Here is a 16040-nt window from a genome sequence, read left to right on the forward strand (position 1 = left end):
GATCCGGTGCCGGGCCCCTTCGTCATGCGCTGCCTGGCGGGTCGTAATAGACGCCCAACTGCCTGACCCAGTCGGTGTTCTTCTCCCGCATGCCGTTCCGGATCCACAACCCCCGCACCCGGGCCAGCAGTTCACGCACATTCCCCGACCCGCGCAGCACCTCCCGCTCCACCCAGTTGTAGAACGCGGCACAGTTGCGGTGATCGGCCTGACGGCTCCAGAGGATCAGGGGGTAGCCGAGGGCACGCGCCTCTTCGAGTACGGCGGTGCCGTCGTCGTGACGGCACCAGAGGGGTACGGCGTTCAGCGGGGCGTCGTGAAGGGAGGCCGGGAGGCGGAGGCCCAGCGGGGGGCCGCTCTGGACGGCGTTCCAGCGCTCGACCCGCTCCAGCGCCACGGAGTCCGGCCCCAGGCCCCTGACGAACACATTGGCCTCGGTACGGAGAGCCTGGCCCGGCGTCCAGTTCGTCACGTCGAGCCGCCAGAGGAGTTCGTCGGGCAACCGGTACTCGACCATCGCCTTCAGCTTGCCGGTGTCGGCCTGCGCGAGGGCGCGGCTCAGGTCTTCGCGAAGCTGTGGAACGGGCCCGTCGAGCCTCACGGGCTTCGACGCCTCGGCCACGTACACGACCCGGTTCTCCTGTGTGGCCCGCAGCCGCCAGGTGTGGGCACCGTCCCGCTCCGGCCCGACCTCGACGGTGATACGACATCCCCGGAAGCCGGGCAGGTCGTCCACCGTCTCCAGGATCCGCTGAACCTCCCGCCGCTGCTCCTCACCGGCCGCCCGCTGCACCCAGGTGCGCAGCGCGGCCGGACCTCGGATCCGGCGGTCGGCGAGATCGGCGAGAATCCGCGCCACGTAGACGGGGACCGCTCCGGCGTCCCCGCGCGCATAGAGGTGGGCGGCGCCGTCGCGCCAGCTCCGGGGCGGCAGGCTCGGTGGGGAGCCCGGGCCCGGGGGGAGCAGGCCCAGCACGGCGTGGGGGTCCTGGGGCGGCTCCAACTCGGCCAGCAGACCGTAGAGTTCGACGCGATCGTCCGGCTCCGACAGGCGCCGCGCATGGTGCAGGTCATGCGTGCGTACGAGGCGATGCCACAGCTCGGTGCCCTTGTCGCCCTGGAGGCACAGCTCCCGCAGCGCGGCGATCCGCACCGCCCGTCCCCGGCCGCCCTCCTTCGCCGGGGGCTCGACGACGACTCCGACGACGGAACGGTCCCGACGGCTCAACACGGGCCCGCCGACGCTCAGTTCGGTCGACGGGGCGCTGATGAGGGCGAGTTCGTGGCTGTCCTTCTGTCCTCTGGCGCGGGTGAGGGCGGAGTGGATCTCAACTCCCGTGGCGTACTGGGCCATCACCTTCTGGGGCAGCACGTCCGAGGCGTCCGTGAGCCGCAGACTGTCGTACCGGTCGGCGATCCCGGGCACCTCCAGCACGGCCAGATCGCCCACGGCACGCGCGAACCAGGCACGGTGACCGCGTCCGTCCGTGGTGTGCACGGTGATCCGAGCACGGTCGTCCTTCGACAGGCCTTCGACGGCACCCGTGGAGGTGACGACCATCCCGGGGGCGAGGAAGAAGCCGCTACCGAGGGCTCTGCCTCCGGCGTGGAGGCTGATCACGGCACTGACGGGGTGAACCGTGAGCGTCTCCTCGGACAGCGACACGGTGTCCACCGAGTCCGGCCAGGCCGTGTCCGGGGAAATGACCAGTACGTGCCCGCCGACTGGGAAGGCGGACGCGTCCGCGGTGCCCTCCCAGTCGTCCATGACGATCAGCCAGCTGAGGGCTGTGTTCCGCAGCACCCGCTGCAAGTTGAGAAGCCTCTGATCGACACTCCCCGCCGGCAACCCGAACTCGACCCCCAACCGCGCGAGCCGCTCCCGACGGTGCTCGTCGTCCCTTCCCCCGGCCCACCAGATGACGTCGTACGTGGAGCCGTAACGGTTCACGTACTCAACGGCGAGCCCGACCCTGTCGTCCCGGTGCGGCCCCACGACAGCACACACCCTGGACCGACGGTCCTGCCCCAGATTCCCGCGCACCTCCGCAATCGCGTCCTCCGGCACGGTGAACCCGGGAACCGCGCTGGGCACCCCGCTCAGAACGCGCAGCGTGGGCCCCGGAAAACGCGCCCCCGGGCCTTCCCACTCGGCCCCCTCCGAGGAGAGCCCAAGACTGCCGAGCAATCGCTGAGCAGCCACCACCACCCGGGTGTCCCACAGAGCCACAGGCTCCCCCGTCTCCCACCGGAAGGGTCCCGTCCGCTCGATCGTGAGGGGAACGAAGCGCTCCCCGTGCCGCTCGGCGATCTCCCGCAGGGGATCCGCGACGCGCAGGCCCGCGTACCAGCTCCCGACGAGAAGAAGCACGCGCCCGCCGCTCTGGGAGGGCACCCGTACCTGTTGCCGTACGAGATCCAGCAGTGCCCACGGCCCGTGCCCCCGCCGGAGCACGACCTCCCGTCCCTTGGACTCCAGCACGTGGGCCGCCCAGATCGCCCAGTCCACATCCTCCCCGGCGTACAGGACGTCCACGACCTCCCGCCGCACCGCCACAGCCGCCCCGAACCGCCGCGCCACCACCCCCGCCACCTCGGCGAACGCACCCGGAACGACATCGGCGTCCCCCTCGGGCGAGGCAACCGTCCCCCCGCTGAGCCGCGCCAGCGCAAGCGCCGGAAAGTTGCGCGCCCGGCGCCCGAAATGCCGGTCCACATACTCCCCGCAGTGCTTCAGCACGAGCATCGCGTCACCGCGTGGCAGCAACCGCAGCAACGCCTCCCGCACCCCCGGCCGGAACTCGTACCACCCGTCCTCCGTACCCCGCTCCAGCAGCCCGCTCAGCAGCACCTCCGCCAGCACGCTCGGCCCGGAACGGGGATGCATCGCCCGCTGGACGAGCTGCATCACCGGCAGGGTGAGCGGGACCGCCGAGACGGACACCGCCAGCGCCACGGCCTGGCGGGACGCGCTTCGCCTGAACGCCCGTACGAGCGACTCCGCGTCCGCGACCGGGCGTTCGGGCCGTGCCGGGGACGCCGGATGGTCGGCCCGCACCCACGCGGCCGGGGCGGACACCGCAAGGCCGGTGCTGCCCGCGAGCAGCCGCGCCCAGGTGCCCAGCGCGGTACGGGTCGGCGACAGCACGGGGACGGGAAGGGCCCCGGGCGGCCGTACGCCACCGTCCGCCGGAGTGAACTCCAGGCGTGCGCCCATCCCTTCGCGCCGTCGGAGCGTGCCGGGCAGCGCGGGCAGTTGCGTGCGCTGCCACATGCGTTGGGGCAGCGGCTGCACGACGGCCACGGGCGCCGCCCGCCCCCACTGGTGGAGCATCCGCTGCATCGCGCCGGACCGCCACAACGGGCCCGCGCAGTCGCTGAGTACGAGGGTCAGCTGACGGCCGGTCGGATCGCGCAGCTGCTCCGCCGCCCGGGCCGCCCGGTCGAAGGCCCGTCCGGGCGCGGCCACCAGCCGGCCGTCCTCGCCCGCGCGGACGTAGTGCGTCGCCACCTCGCGGAAGGCGCCGAGTCCGGCGCACAGTTGGCGAAGCTCCTCAAGTGCCGTGTCCCACACGCCGGTCGACGTCGAGACGTCCATGAGGAGCCGGAGGCGGGCCTCGCGGCGTGTGGTCGCGCGCAGGACGGGCAGCAGGAGACGGGTCTCCGCCGCCTGTTCCGCCGTGGCCTGTTCGTCGAGGTCGAGGGCGGGGGTGCGGACCGGCGGACGGTAGTGCTGGAGCGGACGCAGGGCGCGTTGGAGCGCGAGGGGGTTGGGGAGCGCGGTGGCGGAGGGGACCCGAACCCGTACGAAGTCGCTGTCCGCGTCGGCCGGTCGGGCGCCCGGTGCGCCCTCCGTGCGTGGCCGGTCCGCGTGCAGGCGAGTGCGGTCGGCGACGGGCTCGGCGGGCTCGGCGGGCCGGGCACGGAACCCGGGGCGGGCACCCGGTGGCCGGGCGACCGGCGGAGTGCCACCGGACGCCGTCGCCAAGTCCCCGTCAGGCTCGGGCACTTCCGGCCCCGCCCCGGTCGGCTCCGCCGCCCGCCCGACGAACCGCGCCAGCCACAGCGCCTCGGCGAGTTCCCGCGCGGACGGCTCGACCCCGCCGAGGGCGCGGAGCCGTTCGGCGAGTTCGGCCGCCTGCCCGTCGGGTGAGGTCATCAGAGGGGTCCGCCGCCGCGCTCGCCGTGGTCCAGGGGCCGCATCAGCAGTTCGGCGAGCCGCTGCCGGTCGGGCTCACGGTCACGTACGGCCTCCTGGGTGAGGTAGATGGCGTTGAGGAGCTGGTCGGCGGCGCGCAGGGAGCCGGGGGCCGAGTCGAGGAAGGTGCGGATCAACTCCCCGTTGCGAGCCGCCACTTCGGCGCCCTCCTCACCGAAGTGGGCGGTGACCATGGTGTCGAGCCGGGACCTGCCCCAGGCGTCGTCGCGGGGCGAGGGGAGATCGAGGTGGAGGCAACGGCGCAACAGCGGGGCGGGGAAGTCACGTTCGCCGTTGCTGGTCATCACGACGATCGGGAAGGCCTTGCAGCGGACGCGCCCGCCCCGCACCACGGCCCGCTCGTCGTCGTCCGTGAGCACCTCGACGTCCGCCTGCCGCCCGGCGATGCGCTGGAGCTCGGCGATCCTGAACTCGCCCTCCTCCAGGGCGTTCAGCAGGTCGTTGGGGAGGTCGATGTCGCTCTTGTCCAGCTCGTCGACGAGGAGGACGCGCGGACGCCCGTACGGCAGGAGCGCGGTACCCAGCGGGCCGAGCCGCAGATAGTCGCCGATGTCCTCCGTCGGCTGATCGTCGTTCTCCTCCCAGGCCTGCGACGCGTCCCGCACCTTGGCCATCTGGGTGTCCTGGAGGCGGGCGATGGCGTCGTACGTGTAGAGGCCGTCACGCAGGGTCGTACGGCTCACGATGGGCCACTGGAGGACCCTGCCGAGGCCCAGTTCATGGGCGATGGCGTGGGCGAGGGTCGACTTTCCGGAGCCGGGGTCGCCGGTCACGAGGAGCGGGCGGCGCAGATACAACGCGGCGTTGATCAGCTCCAGTTGCTCCGGGCGCCAGGCGATGCCGCGCCCGCTGCGGCCACCGAGCCGCCGCGTCGACTCGGTGCCGAGCGGTGGTACGACGGTGGCGCCGGGCTCGCCGTCGAAGTCGCGCCAGGGCGGCGGGGCGGGCAGCCGCCCGATGCCGTCGTGCGGCTCGCCGGCGCCCCGGTAGATGTACCAGTCCGGTTCGGGGGTGTCGGTCGCGGTCGTCAAGGGGACTCCAGCAGGTCGTCGCAGTGCGGGATCGGGCGCCTCGGGTCGTCGTAGAGGAGGGCCAGGTGTTCGGCCCAGTCGGCGTCGGGATCGGCCTGGCTGACGCGTTCACGCAGGGCCCGCAGCCGCTCCGGCAGGGCGGTGGCACGGCCCGCCGAGCTCAGCAGCTCCGCCGTACGGTCGTGCAGTTCGGCGCAGTCGGTGTCGCAGCCGTGGGTGTGCTCGGCGTGGAGGTTCCAGAGGATCACGCCGTATCCGCCGGCGACCGCCCGCGTCAGGGGCCCGGTGCTCTCGGCGGGCGGCCGGCACAGCACGGGCACCGCGCCCGGCGGCGCCGAGTCCAGGGCCTGGCCCGCGTAGGCGTCGGAGGGCACGGGCAGCGCCTTGGGCTCGCCCTCGGCGACCGCGCGCCATCGCTCGCGCCAGACGGCCGTGGGTTCGCCGCGCCGCTTCAGACACCGCACCACGACCTGCCGGTGGACCCCGAAGGGCCGCTCGGCGGGGTGCGGCCGGAGACTGCGGACGACGGGCCCCGGCCGCCACAGATGGGCGTCGACCCCGAACTGTCCGACAGGCACGGCGAGTTCGAGCCGGGCCCGGCGTCCGCTGTCGAGACGGCGGAAGGTACGGGCGAGCGGCTCGCTCAGGACGGACGGCAGGTCGGCGAGCGAGGCGCCCTCGCCGTCGGAGCCCTCGTCCTCTGCCCGCACGGTCTCCGGGCCGCCGGTCCAGGTCCAGATCCGCCAGTGGAAGCGGTCGTGCGGCCGGAAGAGATCGGGTTCCAGTTCGACGGCGACGACGGGCCCGTCCGAGTCGTCCACCTCGTCGGCGTCGTCCGCGTCGTCCGCCGCGTGGTTCATGGGCCGGTCGTCGGTCCGTACGTCGACCCCCGCGACGACGCCGGTGGTGCGCCATGGCGCGGGCGCCCCGGCCGCGACCCCCATGAGGAGGGCCCGGAGATGACCGGGCAGATCCTCGGCACGCCGCTCGACCCACTCCTCCAGCTCGGCGACGGCATCCGGGGCCCGTGTCCCGCACACCTGGGCGACGGCCCGCAGATAGTGCAGCGCCACGAGGTCGGCGCCCTCCGGATGGTCGTACAGCCAGCCGTGTCCGTCCCGCCAGTCGCGCGGGGCGACCTCCTCCTCCCACAGCGGTTCGTCACCGAGGACGCGCTCGATCAGGCCCTGTAACTCGGCCGAGGAGCGTGGCTCGGGCAGTCCGGCGAGCAGCGCGGAGGCGTCGGCGCTGTCCCTCGGCCCCCAGCCGCGCGCACCCGCCACGGTCTGCGCCTTCACCCAGGAGGTGGCTCCGGTGGCCCTGCGGTGCCAGGTGTCGTGGGCACGGATCAGGGCCGCGTAGGGGTCGTCCCCGAGGCCGCGCTCCTCCCCCACGGGCACCGCCCGCCGGAAGCCGCGCAGCGCGGTGGCGGCGACGGCGAGCCCGCCGTCCTTCTGGGCTCGGCGCGCCTTGACGACACCGGCGACCAGACCGCGCTCACGGTCGAGCAGCGGCCCGCCGGAGGCCCCGTGGGGGATCTCCACCAGGGGCGCGAGGGTCAGTCCGTAGCCGCCGTCCTTGCCGTTGCACTCGGTCTGTCCGCTCCAGCGCTGGGGGACGCCGCCCGCGGGGGTGCGCCAGCCGTACGCGGCGACGGACAGGGGAGGGTCGTAGCGGTCGGTGAGCCGCACGCACGCGTGGGGGACGGTTTCCGTCAACCTGATGAGGACGAGGTCCTGTTCGGGGTCCGTGCCGCCGCCGAGCCAGTAGGCGGGCCGGGCCCGTACGTCGAGGCCGTCGTGCCCCTGGACCCGTAAGGAGCCGATGCTCTCCGGGCCGTCCCTGAGGGGCAGGATGTGGCGGCAGGTCAGTACCCATCCCGGGGCCACGAAGAAACCGCTGCCCCAGAGGGTGCCCGGTTCGCCGGCGGGCCCTATGCGCACGGTGGCTCGCACGACCAGGGCATCGAGCTTGGCCGCGGTCATGTGGGGTTCGCGTCCCCCCGCCAGGTGAGGGTGATGGACAGGGTCGCCTTGGCCTCGCCGTCCGCGAGCAGGGCGACGGCCTTGCCCGCCTTCACGGCCACCTCGACCCCGAAGGTCGTGCTGACCTCGTCGGGCTTCACGGTCCGCGCCGCGTCGAACACGGCGCCGCCGACGCCCCTCACCAGCTCGCTCAGCTGGTCGACCCGGGCCGCCATGTGGTCGAGGGCGCCGACGTCGTCGTACGAGAACTCGTCGGCGGCGCCCGGCAGCTGCCCCGGCCAGTCCTCCGGGTCGAGCACGCTGACCCGCGCGAGCACGGTTCCGCCCCCGGGCAGTTCGATCTCCTGGATTCTGCGATGTTCCACGGCACCCCCGAACCTGGTGACTACAGGTGATCCCATTGTGCCTGTGCGGACACGCGCGCGTGCGGAGGATTCGCGAGGTTCCGGCGAGGCGGGGCCCGTCGATGGGTCCGCATAACCTGGGGGGACAAGCGTCAACGGCCCCCGCAGGAGAACACCCGTGTATTTCACCGACCGAGGCATCGAAGAGCTGGAGAAGCGGCGCGGCGAGGAGGAGGTCACCTTCGAGTGGCTCGCGGAGCAGCTGCGGACCTTCGTCGACCTCAATCCCGACTTCGAGGTGCCGGTGGAGCGCCTGGCGACCTGGCTGGCACGGCTGGACGACGAGGACGACGAGTAGGTCTCGACACGGGTGTCTTGAGTGCGGTCTCCCCCGAACGGGTGTCTTGACTTTCCGTGACCGCGATATATCGTGAATACAGAAGACGCGATATGGCGCGTCGCGCTGTGTCCATGTGCCCAGGGGGTCCGCACCATGTCCACGACGTCCGAGTGGTCCGTCAAAGAGCCCGGCAAACTCACCTTCGACGAGCCCGTCACAGGCCTGCACGTACGCATCGTCAACGGCACGGTGAACGTGGTGGGTACGGACGAGGGAGCCGCCCGTCTGGAGGTCTCCGAGATCCAGGGCCCACCCCTGGTGGTGACCCAGGAGGACGGCGTCCTGACGGTGGCGTACGAGGACCTGCCCTGGAAGGGCTTCCTCAAGTGGCTGGACCGCAAGGGCTGGCAACGCAACGCGGTGGTGTCCCTGGCCGTCCCGGCCGGCACCCGCGTGGAGGTGGGCGTGGTCGGCGCGGGCGCCGTGGTCTCGGGGGTCGACGGGCCGACGGTGGTGAAGGGCGTCACGGGCGACACGACACTCGTCGGTCTCTCCGGCCCGGTCCGCGCCGACACGGTCTCGGGCAGCCTGGAGGCCCAGGCGGTCACCGGCGATCTGCGCTTCAACTCAGTCTCCGGCGACCTCACCGTCGTCGAGGGCTCCGGGCCCTCCGTGCGCGCCGACTCGGTGAGCGGCTCGATGATCGTCGACCTGGACCCGGAGGGCCCGACGGACGTGCGGCTGACGAACGTCTCGGGCGAGATCGCCATCCGGCTCCCGCATCCGGCGGACGCCGAGGTCGAGGCGAACACGGCGAGCGGCACGATCTCGAACGCCTTCGACGGCCTCCGTGTCCACGGCCAGTGGGGCGCCCACCGCGTCACGGGCCGGCTGGGCGCGGGCACGGGCAAGCTGCGCGCGACGACGGTCTCCGGCTCGATCGCCCTGCTCCGCCGCCCCCAGCGGGAGGACGATTCGACGGACCGGACCGCCCCTGGGGACAATTCCGGCCCGACAGACCTCGCGAACAAGAAGGTGCTCTGACATGCCCCCCGTCTTCGCCCACGGCCGTCTGCGTCTCTACCTGCTGAAGCTGCTGGACGAGGCCCCCCGCCACGGCTACGAGGTGATCCGCCTCCTGGAGGAGCGCTTCCAGGGGCTGTACGCGCCGTCGGCGGGCACGGTGTACCCCCGCCTGGCCAAGCTGGAGGCCGAAGGCCTGGTCACCCACACCACCGAGGGCGGCCGCAAGGTGTACTCCATCACGGACGCGGGCCGCGCCGAACTGGCCGACCGCAGCGGCGAACTGGCCGACCTGGAACTGGAGATCCGCGAGTCGGTCGCCGAACTGGCCGCCGAGATCCGGGCCGACGTCCGGGGCGCGGCGGGCGATCTGCGCAGGGAGGTGCGCGCGGCGGCGAGCGAGGCCCGCAAGGACTCCGGCGCGGAGGAGATGCGGCGCATCAAGCAGGAGTGGAAGGAGCAGGCCCGCCGCGCGAAGGACGAGAGCCGCCGGGCACGTGAGGAGGCCCAGCGGGCCAGGCGCCAGGCCAAGGAGGCCCAGGAACACGCCCGCGCCCAGGCCCAGGAAGAGGTGCAGCGCATCGCGAGGCGCGTCCAGGAACAGGTCCAGGACCACTTCACGCGGGGCGACTGGCCGACGGGGGTCCGGGAGGGCCTGACCGAACTGGCCAAGGAGTTCGGCGAGTTCGGCAAGGGCTTCGGCTTCCCCCGCCCCAGCGGCACGACAACCACCACGGCACCGGCACCGGAGCACGAACCGACGTACACGGACACTCCCCCGGACTTCCCGGCCGGCTACGAACCGTCCTGGGCCCACGAGGAGTCCACCGGCAACCCGGCCCGCGACCTCGACCGCCTCCTCGACCGCTTCCGCGACGACATCCGCGACTCGGCCCGCGACCACGGCGTCACGGAACCCCAACTCCAGGAGATCCGCGGCCACTTGTCGGCGGCGGCGGCGCTGGTGGGGGCGGCACTGCGAACCCCGAAGGTGTGAGCGGGAGAGGGACGGGGCCCGCAGGGCACCCGCCCGACGGGCCTCACCCCGAGCCCGCCACTCCGAGCCCGCCACCCCGAGCCCGTCGGCCAGAGCCCGTCGCCCAGAGCCCCTCAGCCGGCGGCCTTCGCCTCGCCCCCGCCGTACAGCACACGGCTCAGGGCCTCGTACGTGACTCCCTGATCGGCGAGGACCTCCGACGGGACGCCGGGGCGGGCCGTGAGGGCGAGGAGGATGTGCTCGTCGCCGATCCGGCGGTCCCGGTGGGCCACCGCGATGCGCAGACACCTCTCCAGCACCTCCTTGGCGTCCCGGCTGAAGGCACGGCGCCCCGACCACCAGCCCGTGTCCTTGCGGTCGCCGGACATCGCGCCTACGCCGTGCACCTCCTCGACCCGGGAGACGAGGTCGGACACGTCGATACCTAGCCCGGCGAGGGCGTCCGCCTCGGCCTGGGACAGTCCGGCGCGGCGCCGGGCGTCGGCGAGGGCGGCCTTCACCGGCTCCTTGCGGTCGGCGGCGAGCCCGAGCGAGGCCAGCGCGAAGGAGGCCCGGCTCGCCTCGCGGTCGAGCAGCGCGAGCAGCAGGTGCTCGGCGTCGACGGACCGGCCGCCGACGCGCTCGGAGTGCTCGACGGCACCCCGCACCACGGCGCGCGCATCGTTCGTGAACCGTTCGAACATCACTGCCTCCCGTATTTCTTGTGCACGGCCTGCCTGCTGACACCCAGTTCCGCGGCGATCTCCTGCCACGACCAGCCCTGATTGCGCGCACCGCGCACCTGCACGGCCTCCAACTGCTCGACCAGCTTCCGCAGCGCGGAGACGGCCCGCAGCCCGACCCGCGGGTCGCGGTCGCCCGCGCGCTCGGCGAGATCTGTTGCTTCGGTCATGTTGTCAACATAGGTTGACGCATGCGCCATGTCAACCCAAGTTGACAACTCAAGTCGGGCGAACACGCGAACGGCGGACCCGGAAAGCCGGACCCGCCGCAGACGAAGGAGGCACGAAGCCAGTGGACGACGATCAGGAGGTACTGAGAACGATCTTGCCGAAGAGATCGCCGGACTCAAGGCGTTCGAAGCCCTCGCGGGCCCGGTCCAGCGGGAGCACCTCGTCGATGACGGGGCGTACGCCGGTGGCGGCGCAGAAGGACAGCAGGTCCTCCAGCTCGTCCTTGGTGCCCATGGTCGAGCCGACGACCTTGAGTTCGAGGAAGAAGATGCGGGTCAGTTCGGCGTGCGAGGGGCGGTCGCCGCTGGTGGCGCCCGAGATGACGAGCGTGCCGCCGGGCCGCAGCGACTTGACCGAGTGCGACCAGGTGGCCGCGCCGACCGTCTCGATCACGGCGTCCACGCGCTGCGGCAGCCGCGCCCCGGACTCGACCGCCTCGACGGCGCCCAGCTCGATGGCCCGCTTCCGCTTGGCCTCGTCCCGGCTGGTGGCGAAGACACGCAGGCCCGCCGCCTTGCCGAGCACGATCGCGGCGGTCGCGACACCGCCGCCGGCGCCCTGGACGAGCACCGAGTCGCCGGGGCGTACGCCCGCGTTGGTGAAGAGCATGCGGTACGCGGTCAGCCAGGCGGTGGGCAGACAGGCGGCCTCGGCGAAGGACAGCTCCTTGGGCTTGGGCAGGACGTTCCACGCGGGTACGGCGACCTGCTCGGCGAAGGTCCCCTGGTAGCGCTCGGTAAGGATGGAACGGGGCTCTTTGGGACCGACGCCATGACCCGTCTGGCCGATGACGGAGTGCAGGACGACCTCGTTGCCGTCCGCGTCGACGCCGGCGGCGTCGCAGCCGAGGATCATCGGGAGCCGGTCCTCGGGGAGGCCGACTCCGCGCAGGGACCACAGGTCGTGGTGGTTGAGCGAGGCGGCCCTGACGTCGACGGTCGCCCAGCCGGGGCGCGCCTCCGGGGCTGGGCGGTCGCCCAACTCCAGCCCGTCGAGCGGGTGGTCGGGGTCGATGCGGGCGGCGTAGGCAGCGAACATGAAGCTGACGATAGGGGCCGGGCGCCGCCGGGGGGAACGGCACGCCCCTGTGACACACGCCCTGTTGATTTCGCCCCCGCCGCCCCTACCCGTCCCATCCTCGGGGGCTCCGCCCCCGAACCCCCGCTCCTCAAACTCCCCCAGAGGGGGGACCCCCAAGGGGCTGACTGTCCAGCCCGTCCGGCGTTTGAGGACAAAGGGGGGTCTGGGGGCGCAGCCCCCAGGGATGGGAACGGGTAGGGGCGGCGGGGGCGAAAAAGAATGGCCCCGCCACAGCCGAAGCCGGACGGGACCACCCCCAACACCCGAGTCGCTCGCGCTCAGCGTCGAGCGACCCCCTCCGCCCGAGCCGCCGCGGCAACCGCCGCGGTGACCGCCGGAGCAACCCGCTCGTCGAACGGCGACGGGATCACGTAGTCGGCGGCAAGGTCCTCACCCACCACCGCAGCCAACGCATCCGCCGCCGCGATCTTCATCCCCTCCGTGATCCGGGACGCCCGCACCTGCAACGCCCCCGCGAAGATCCCCGGAAACGCCAGCACGTTGTTGATCTGGTTCGGGAAGTCGGACCGCCCGGTGGCGACGACCGCCGCGTACTTGTGCGCCACATCCGGGTGCACCTCGGGGTCCGGGTTGGCCATCGCGAACACGAACGCGCCGTCCGCCATGGAAGCCACCGCCGCCTCCGGGACCGTACCGCCGGAGACCCCGATGAAGACGTCCGCGCCGGCGAGCGCGGACTCGAGCGACCCGCTCAGCCCCGCCCGGTTCGTCAGCTCGGCCAGCTCGCGCTTGACCGGCGTGAGGTCGTCCCGGTCCAGCGAGACGATGCCCTTGCGGTCGGCGACGGCGACATCGCCGAGGCCCGCCTCAAGGAGGAACTTGGCGATGGCGACCCCGGCCGCGCCCGCGCCCGAGATGACACCCCGCAGCTCGCCCAGCTCCCGCCCGGTGAGCCGCGCCGCGTTGCGCAGCGCCGCCAGCGTCACGACGGCCGTGCCGTGCTGGTCGTCGTGGAAGACGGGGATGTCCAGCCGCTCCTGGAGCTGCCGCTCGATCTCGAAGCACCGCGGCGCCGAGATGTCCTCCAGGTTGACCCCGCCGAAGGACGGCGCCAGCCGGACCACGGTCTCGACGATCTCGTCCACGCCCGTGCAGGCCAGCGCGATCGGGACCGCGTCCACGCCGCCGAACTGCTTGAACAGGATCGCCTTGCCCTCCATCACCGGAAGGGACGCCTCGGGACCGATGTCCCCGAGTCCGAGCACCGCCGTACCGTCCGTCACGACCGCGACGACGGACGACTTCCAGGTGTAGTCGTTGACGAGGTCGGGCTGCTCGGCGATGGCGGTGCACACCCGGGCCACACCGGGTGTGTACGCGAGGGACAGGTCGTCCTTGTCACGGATGGGCACGGTGGCCTGCACGGCCATCTTGCCGCCCCGGTGGAGAGCGAACGCCGGGTCGAACTCACCGGCGTCGCCGCCGGTGCCGATGTTGATGTCGCTGCGAGGATTGACGATCTCCGCTGCCACTTTTTGTACCCCTTAAGTCTTCAAGGTTTGAGGGTGACCACTCCTGGTGAGGGGTGGGCGGGCACCGCGCGAGGCCCCGGTGAGTGATGCGCACGGGCACAAGCGCGACGGACGCGCCGCACACGCGCCCTGAGCCCCGGATGAGGGGTGTAAAGAACCTTCTTACCGGACGGAGGACACCGACGACGACCCCTATAAGTCGAAGGTCACACGTGGGTGACATGGCTTATCACCACACACGGCCGCATACCCGGACATGATCGATCAAATCGAGAAGCGAGTCGGGTCGGGTCATGGGCCGGACGGAGTCCTCGGGCGGCCGTCCATACGGATGTACGTGCGGATGGCAACAGCCGCTCACCTGGCGAGATACACCGAAGATCTTCCGGCCGGAACGAATGATTCCCGTAGAAGATCCGGGAAGGTCCGGCTCTGATGCACCGACCTGACGCTCACGAGGGTCACCCGTTATCCGATTTTGACATAGCCGGTCGTCAGAATGCCTCCGTCCGAATGGCAAGATGCCGTAATCACACAAGGTCGCGACACTCAAAGATGCGTGCACACAAGTCGACCCGCCGGACCGTCCGCCCCACCTGGGCGGACACCGGCCCCAATGGCACACCATCCATCCGCCGGAGGAACCCACCATGACCGCAAGCTCCACCCTTCGTACGACCGCCGCGCAGAACCGGCTAGCAGCGGTCGGTGCGATCGCGGTCGCGGGCGCCCTGCTGCTCACCGGGTGCGGTGACCAGACCAAGGACAAGGACAACGGCTCGGCCACCGCCTCGACGAGTTCGGCCCCGCTGGCCGACAAGCTCCCCCAGGCGATCCGGGACAAGGGCGTCATCACGGTCGGCTCGGACATCGCGTACGCGCCCGTCGAGTTCAAGGACGACTCCGGCAAGACCGTCGGTATCGACCCGGACCTCGCGGACGCCATGGGCAAGCAGCTCGGCGTGAAGTTCGAGTTCCAGAACGGCACCTTCGACACCCTGATCACGGGTCTGCGCTCCAAGCGGTACGACATCGCCATGTCCGCGATGACCGACACCAAGGACCGCCAGGAGGGCACCGAGAACGGCAAGAAGGTCGGCGAGGGCGTCGACTTCGTCGACTACTTCACCGCCGGTGTCTCGATCTACACCAAGAAGGGCGACGACCAGGGCATCAAGAGCTGGTCCGACCTGTGCGGCAAGAAGATCGCGGTGCAGCGCGGCACGGTCTCCGAGGACCTCGCCAAGGCCGAGACGGCGAAGTGCACGGGTGGCAAGAAGATCACCATCGAGTCGTACGACAACGACCAGCAGGCCCAGACCCGGGTGCGCGCGGGCGGCGCGGACGCCGGCTCCTCCGACTTCCCGGTCACGGCGTACGCGGTGAAGACCTCGGGCGGCGGCAACGACTTCCAGGTCGTCGGCGAGCAGGTCGAGGCGGCCCCGTACGGCATCGCGGTCGCCAAGACCAACACGGAGCTGCGGGACGCCCTGAAGGCCGCGCTCGACGCGATCATCAAGAACGGCGAGTACGGCAAGATCGTCGCCAAGTGGGGCGTCGAGGACGGCGCCGTGACGTCGGCCACCGTCAACGGCGGCAAGTGACCCGGGCTCGCGGAAGCTACGGGCGCTGAAAGGCAACATCCGTGACTGTTGACACCGACAAGACGACAGGACCGGCGGACACTCCCCCGGCCGGACCGGAGGCCATCAAGGCCATCCCGGTCCGGCACTACGGGCGGTACGTCTCGGCCCTGATCGCGATCGCGCTCTTCGTCGCGATCATCTACGCGTTCGCCCAGGGCAACATCAACTGGGGCGCCGTACCGGACTACTTCTTCGACGACCGCATCATCACCGGTGTCTGGAAGACCCTGCTGCTGACGGTCCTCTCGATGCTGATCGGCATCTTCGGCGGCATCCTGCTCGCCGTCATGCGGCTGTCGAAGAACCCGGTGACCTCGACCATCGCCTGGTTCTACATCTGGTTCTTCCGCGGCACCCCGGTCCTGGTCCAGCTGGTCGTCTGGTTCAACCTGGGCCTGGTCTTCACGTACATCAACCTCGGTCCGATCTACAAGGACTACTGGTCCAGCTTCATGACGCCGCTGCTGACGGCGCTCCTGGGCCTGGGCCTGAACGAGGCCGCCTACATGGCGGAGATCTGCCGCGCCGGCCTCCTGTCGGTCGACGAGGGCCAGACCGAGGCCTCGCACGCCCTGGGCATGAGCCACGCCAAGACCCTGCGCCGGATCGTGATCCCGCAGGCGATGCGCGTGATCGTGCCGCCCACGGGCAACGAGGTCATCAACATGCTGAAGACGACCTCGCTGGTGTCCGTGGTGCAGTTCGCCGAACTGTTCCGCTACGCCCAGGACATCGGGCAGACGTCCGGCGCCCCGGTGGAGATGTACTTCCTCGCCGCGGCCTGGTACCTGATCCTCACCTCGATCCTCAGCGTCGGCCAGTACTACATCGAGCGGTACTACGCGCGCGGTTCCAGCCGTTCGCTTCCGGCCACGCCGTTGCAGAAGATCAAGGCGAACCTGAAGTCGCTCGGAAGCTGGAGGCGCTGA

General features: G+C 71.6%; 13 protein-coding genes. 5 read left to right on the forward strand and 8 right to left on the reverse strand.

The genetic code is table 11. The annotated features are described in order from the left end of the window. Positions 1 to 22: 22 nt before the first annotated feature. From OG787_RS14615 to OG787_RS14630, 4 genes are read right to left on the reverse strand one after another with little or no spacing between them, the layout of a single operon-like run. Positions 23 to 4159 (reverse strand): SAV_2336 N-terminal domain-related protein, encoded by a 4137-nt coding sequence (locus tag OG787_RS14615; RefSeq protein WP_405535460.1) that lies wholly within the window; start codon positions 4157 to 4159, stop codon positions 23 to 25. After that, a complete protein-coding gene (locus OG787_RS14620; protein ID WP_405535461.1) occupies positions 4159 to 5250 on the reverse strand; it encodes an AAA family ATPase in 1092 nt (363 codons plus the stop codon). The genes OG787_RS14615 and OG787_RS14620 overlap by 1 nt, the downstream gene beginning before the upstream one ends. Further along, entirely contained in the window at positions 5247 to 7235 is a 1989-nt protein-coding gene (locus tag OG787_RS14625) for a trypsin-like peptidase domain-containing protein (RefSeq protein ID WP_405535462.1), read from the reverse strand. The genes OG787_RS14620 and OG787_RS14625 overlap by 4 nt, the downstream gene beginning before the upstream one ends. Further along, positions 7232 to 7600 carry a CU044_2847 family protein gene (locus tag OG787_RS14630; RefSeq protein ID WP_369036947.1) on the reverse strand — a complete coding sequence of 123 codons (369 nt, stop codon included), beginning with the start codon at positions 7598 to 7600 and terminating at the stop codon, positions 7232 to 7234. Before OG787_RS14630 ends, OG787_RS14625 begins: the two co-directional genes overlap by 4 nt. A gap of 157 nt (positions 7601 to 7757) precedes the next feature. Between OG787_RS14630 and OG787_RS14635 the strand changes: the two genes are divergently transcribed. The 3 genes from OG787_RS14635 to OG787_RS14645 all read left to right on the forward strand — a co-directional run bounded on the left by OG787_RS14635 (position 7758) and on the right by OG787_RS14645 (position 9939). Continuing rightward, positions 7758 to 7937, forward strand: coding sequence for a DUF6104 family protein (locus tag OG787_RS14635; protein ID WP_003992906.1), 180 nt, complete (start codon positions 7758 to 7760; stop codon positions 7935 to 7937). 135 nt (positions 7938 to 8072) lie between these two features. Beyond that, positions 8073 to 8963, forward strand: coding sequence for a DUF4097 domain-containing protein (locus OG787_RS14640; RefSeq protein ID WP_369036946.1), 891 nt, complete (start codon positions 8073 to 8075; stop codon positions 8961 to 8963). 1 nt (position 8964) lies between these two features. Further along, positions 8965 to 9939: a helix-turn-helix transcriptional regulator gene (locus OG787_RS14645; protein WP_369036945.1), complete on the forward strand. Its 975-nt coding sequence runs from the start codon at positions 8965 to 8967 to the stop codon at positions 9937 to 9939. Between the two features lie 113 nt (positions 9940 to 10052). On the opposite strand, the gene OG787_RS14650 is transcribed toward OG787_RS14645, so the two are convergent. The 4 genes from OG787_RS14650 to OG787_RS14665 all read right to left on the reverse strand — a co-directional run bounded on the left by OG787_RS14650 (position 10053) and on the right by OG787_RS14665 (position 13465). Next, entirely contained in the window at positions 10053 to 10622 is a 570-nt protein-coding gene (locus OG787_RS14650) for a Clp protease N-terminal domain-containing protein (protein WP_369036944.1), read from the reverse strand. Then, entirely contained in the window at positions 10622 to 10831 is a 210-nt protein-coding gene (locus OG787_RS14655) for a helix-turn-helix domain-containing protein (RefSeq protein ID WP_105975866.1), read from the reverse strand. The genes OG787_RS14650 and OG787_RS14655 overlap by 1 nt, the downstream gene beginning before the upstream one ends. A 133-nt stretch (positions 10832 to 10964) precedes the next feature. Further along, a complete protein-coding gene (locus OG787_RS14660) occupies positions 10965 to 11930 on the reverse strand; it encodes a zinc-binding dehydrogenase (protein ID WP_369036943.1) in 966 nt (321 codons plus the stop codon). 320 nt (positions 11931 to 12250) lie between these two features. Then, positions 12251 to 13465, reverse strand: coding sequence for an NADP-dependent malic enzyme (locus OG787_RS14665; RefSeq protein ID WP_405535463.1), 1215 nt, complete (start codon positions 13463 to 13465; stop codon positions 12251 to 12253). A gap of 650 nt (positions 13466 to 14115) precedes the next feature. Here OG787_RS14665 and OG787_RS14670 point away from each other — a divergent pair. Both OG787_RS14670 and OG787_RS14675 read left to right on the forward strand, forming a co-directional pair. Continuing rightward, a complete protein-coding gene (locus OG787_RS14670; RefSeq protein ID WP_369037620.1) occupies positions 14116 to 15069 on the forward strand; it encodes an ABC transporter substrate-binding protein in 954 nt (317 codons plus the stop codon). A 41-nt stretch (positions 15070 to 15110) separates the two neighbouring features. Further along, positions 15111 to 16040: an amino acid ABC transporter permease gene (locus OG787_RS14675; RefSeq protein ID WP_369037619.1), complete on the forward strand. Its 930-nt coding sequence runs from the start codon at positions 15111 to 15113 to the stop codon at positions 16038 to 16040.

It is taken from the genome of Streptomyces sp. NBC_00075, from assembly GCF_045041225.1.
Classification (GTDB): domain Bacteria; phylum Actinomycetota; class Actinomycetes; order Streptomycetales; family Streptomycetaceae; genus Streptomyces; species Streptomyces adonidis.

Bases quoted from the DNA above. Each gene is read 5' to 3' on its own strand.
- OG787_RS14670 (WP_369037620.1), top strand. From the start codon at position 14,116: ATGACCGCAAGCTCCACCCTTCGTACGACCGCCGCGCAGAACCGGCTA.
- OG787_RS14660 (WP_369036943.1), bottom strand. From the start codon at position 11,930: ATGTTCGCTGCCTACGCCGCCCGCATCGACCCCGACCACCCGCTCGAC.
- OG787_RS14640 (WP_369036946.1), top strand. From the start codon at position 8,073: ATGTCCACGACGTCCGAGTGGTCCGTCAAAGAGCCCGGCAAACTCACC.
- OG787_RS14615 (WP_405535460.1), bottom strand. From the start codon at position 4,159: ATGACCTCACCCGACGGGCAGGCGGCCGAACTCGCCGAACGGCTCCGC.
- OG787_RS14655 (WP_105975866.1), bottom strand. From the start codon at position 10,831: ATGACCGAAGCAACAGATCTCGCCGAGCGCGCGGGCGACCGCGACCCG.
- OG787_RS14625 (WP_405535462.1), bottom strand. From the start codon at position 7,235: ATGACCGCGGCCAAGCTCGATGCCCTGGTCGTGCGAGCCACCGTGCGC.
- OG787_RS14645 (WP_369036945.1), top strand. From the start codon at position 8,965: ATGCCCCCCGTCTTCGCCCACGGCCGTCTGCGTCTCTACCTGCTGAAG.
- OG787_RS14650 (WP_369036944.1), bottom strand. From the start codon at position 10,622: ATGTTCGAACGGTTCACGAACGATGCGCGCGCCGTGGTGCGGGGTGCC.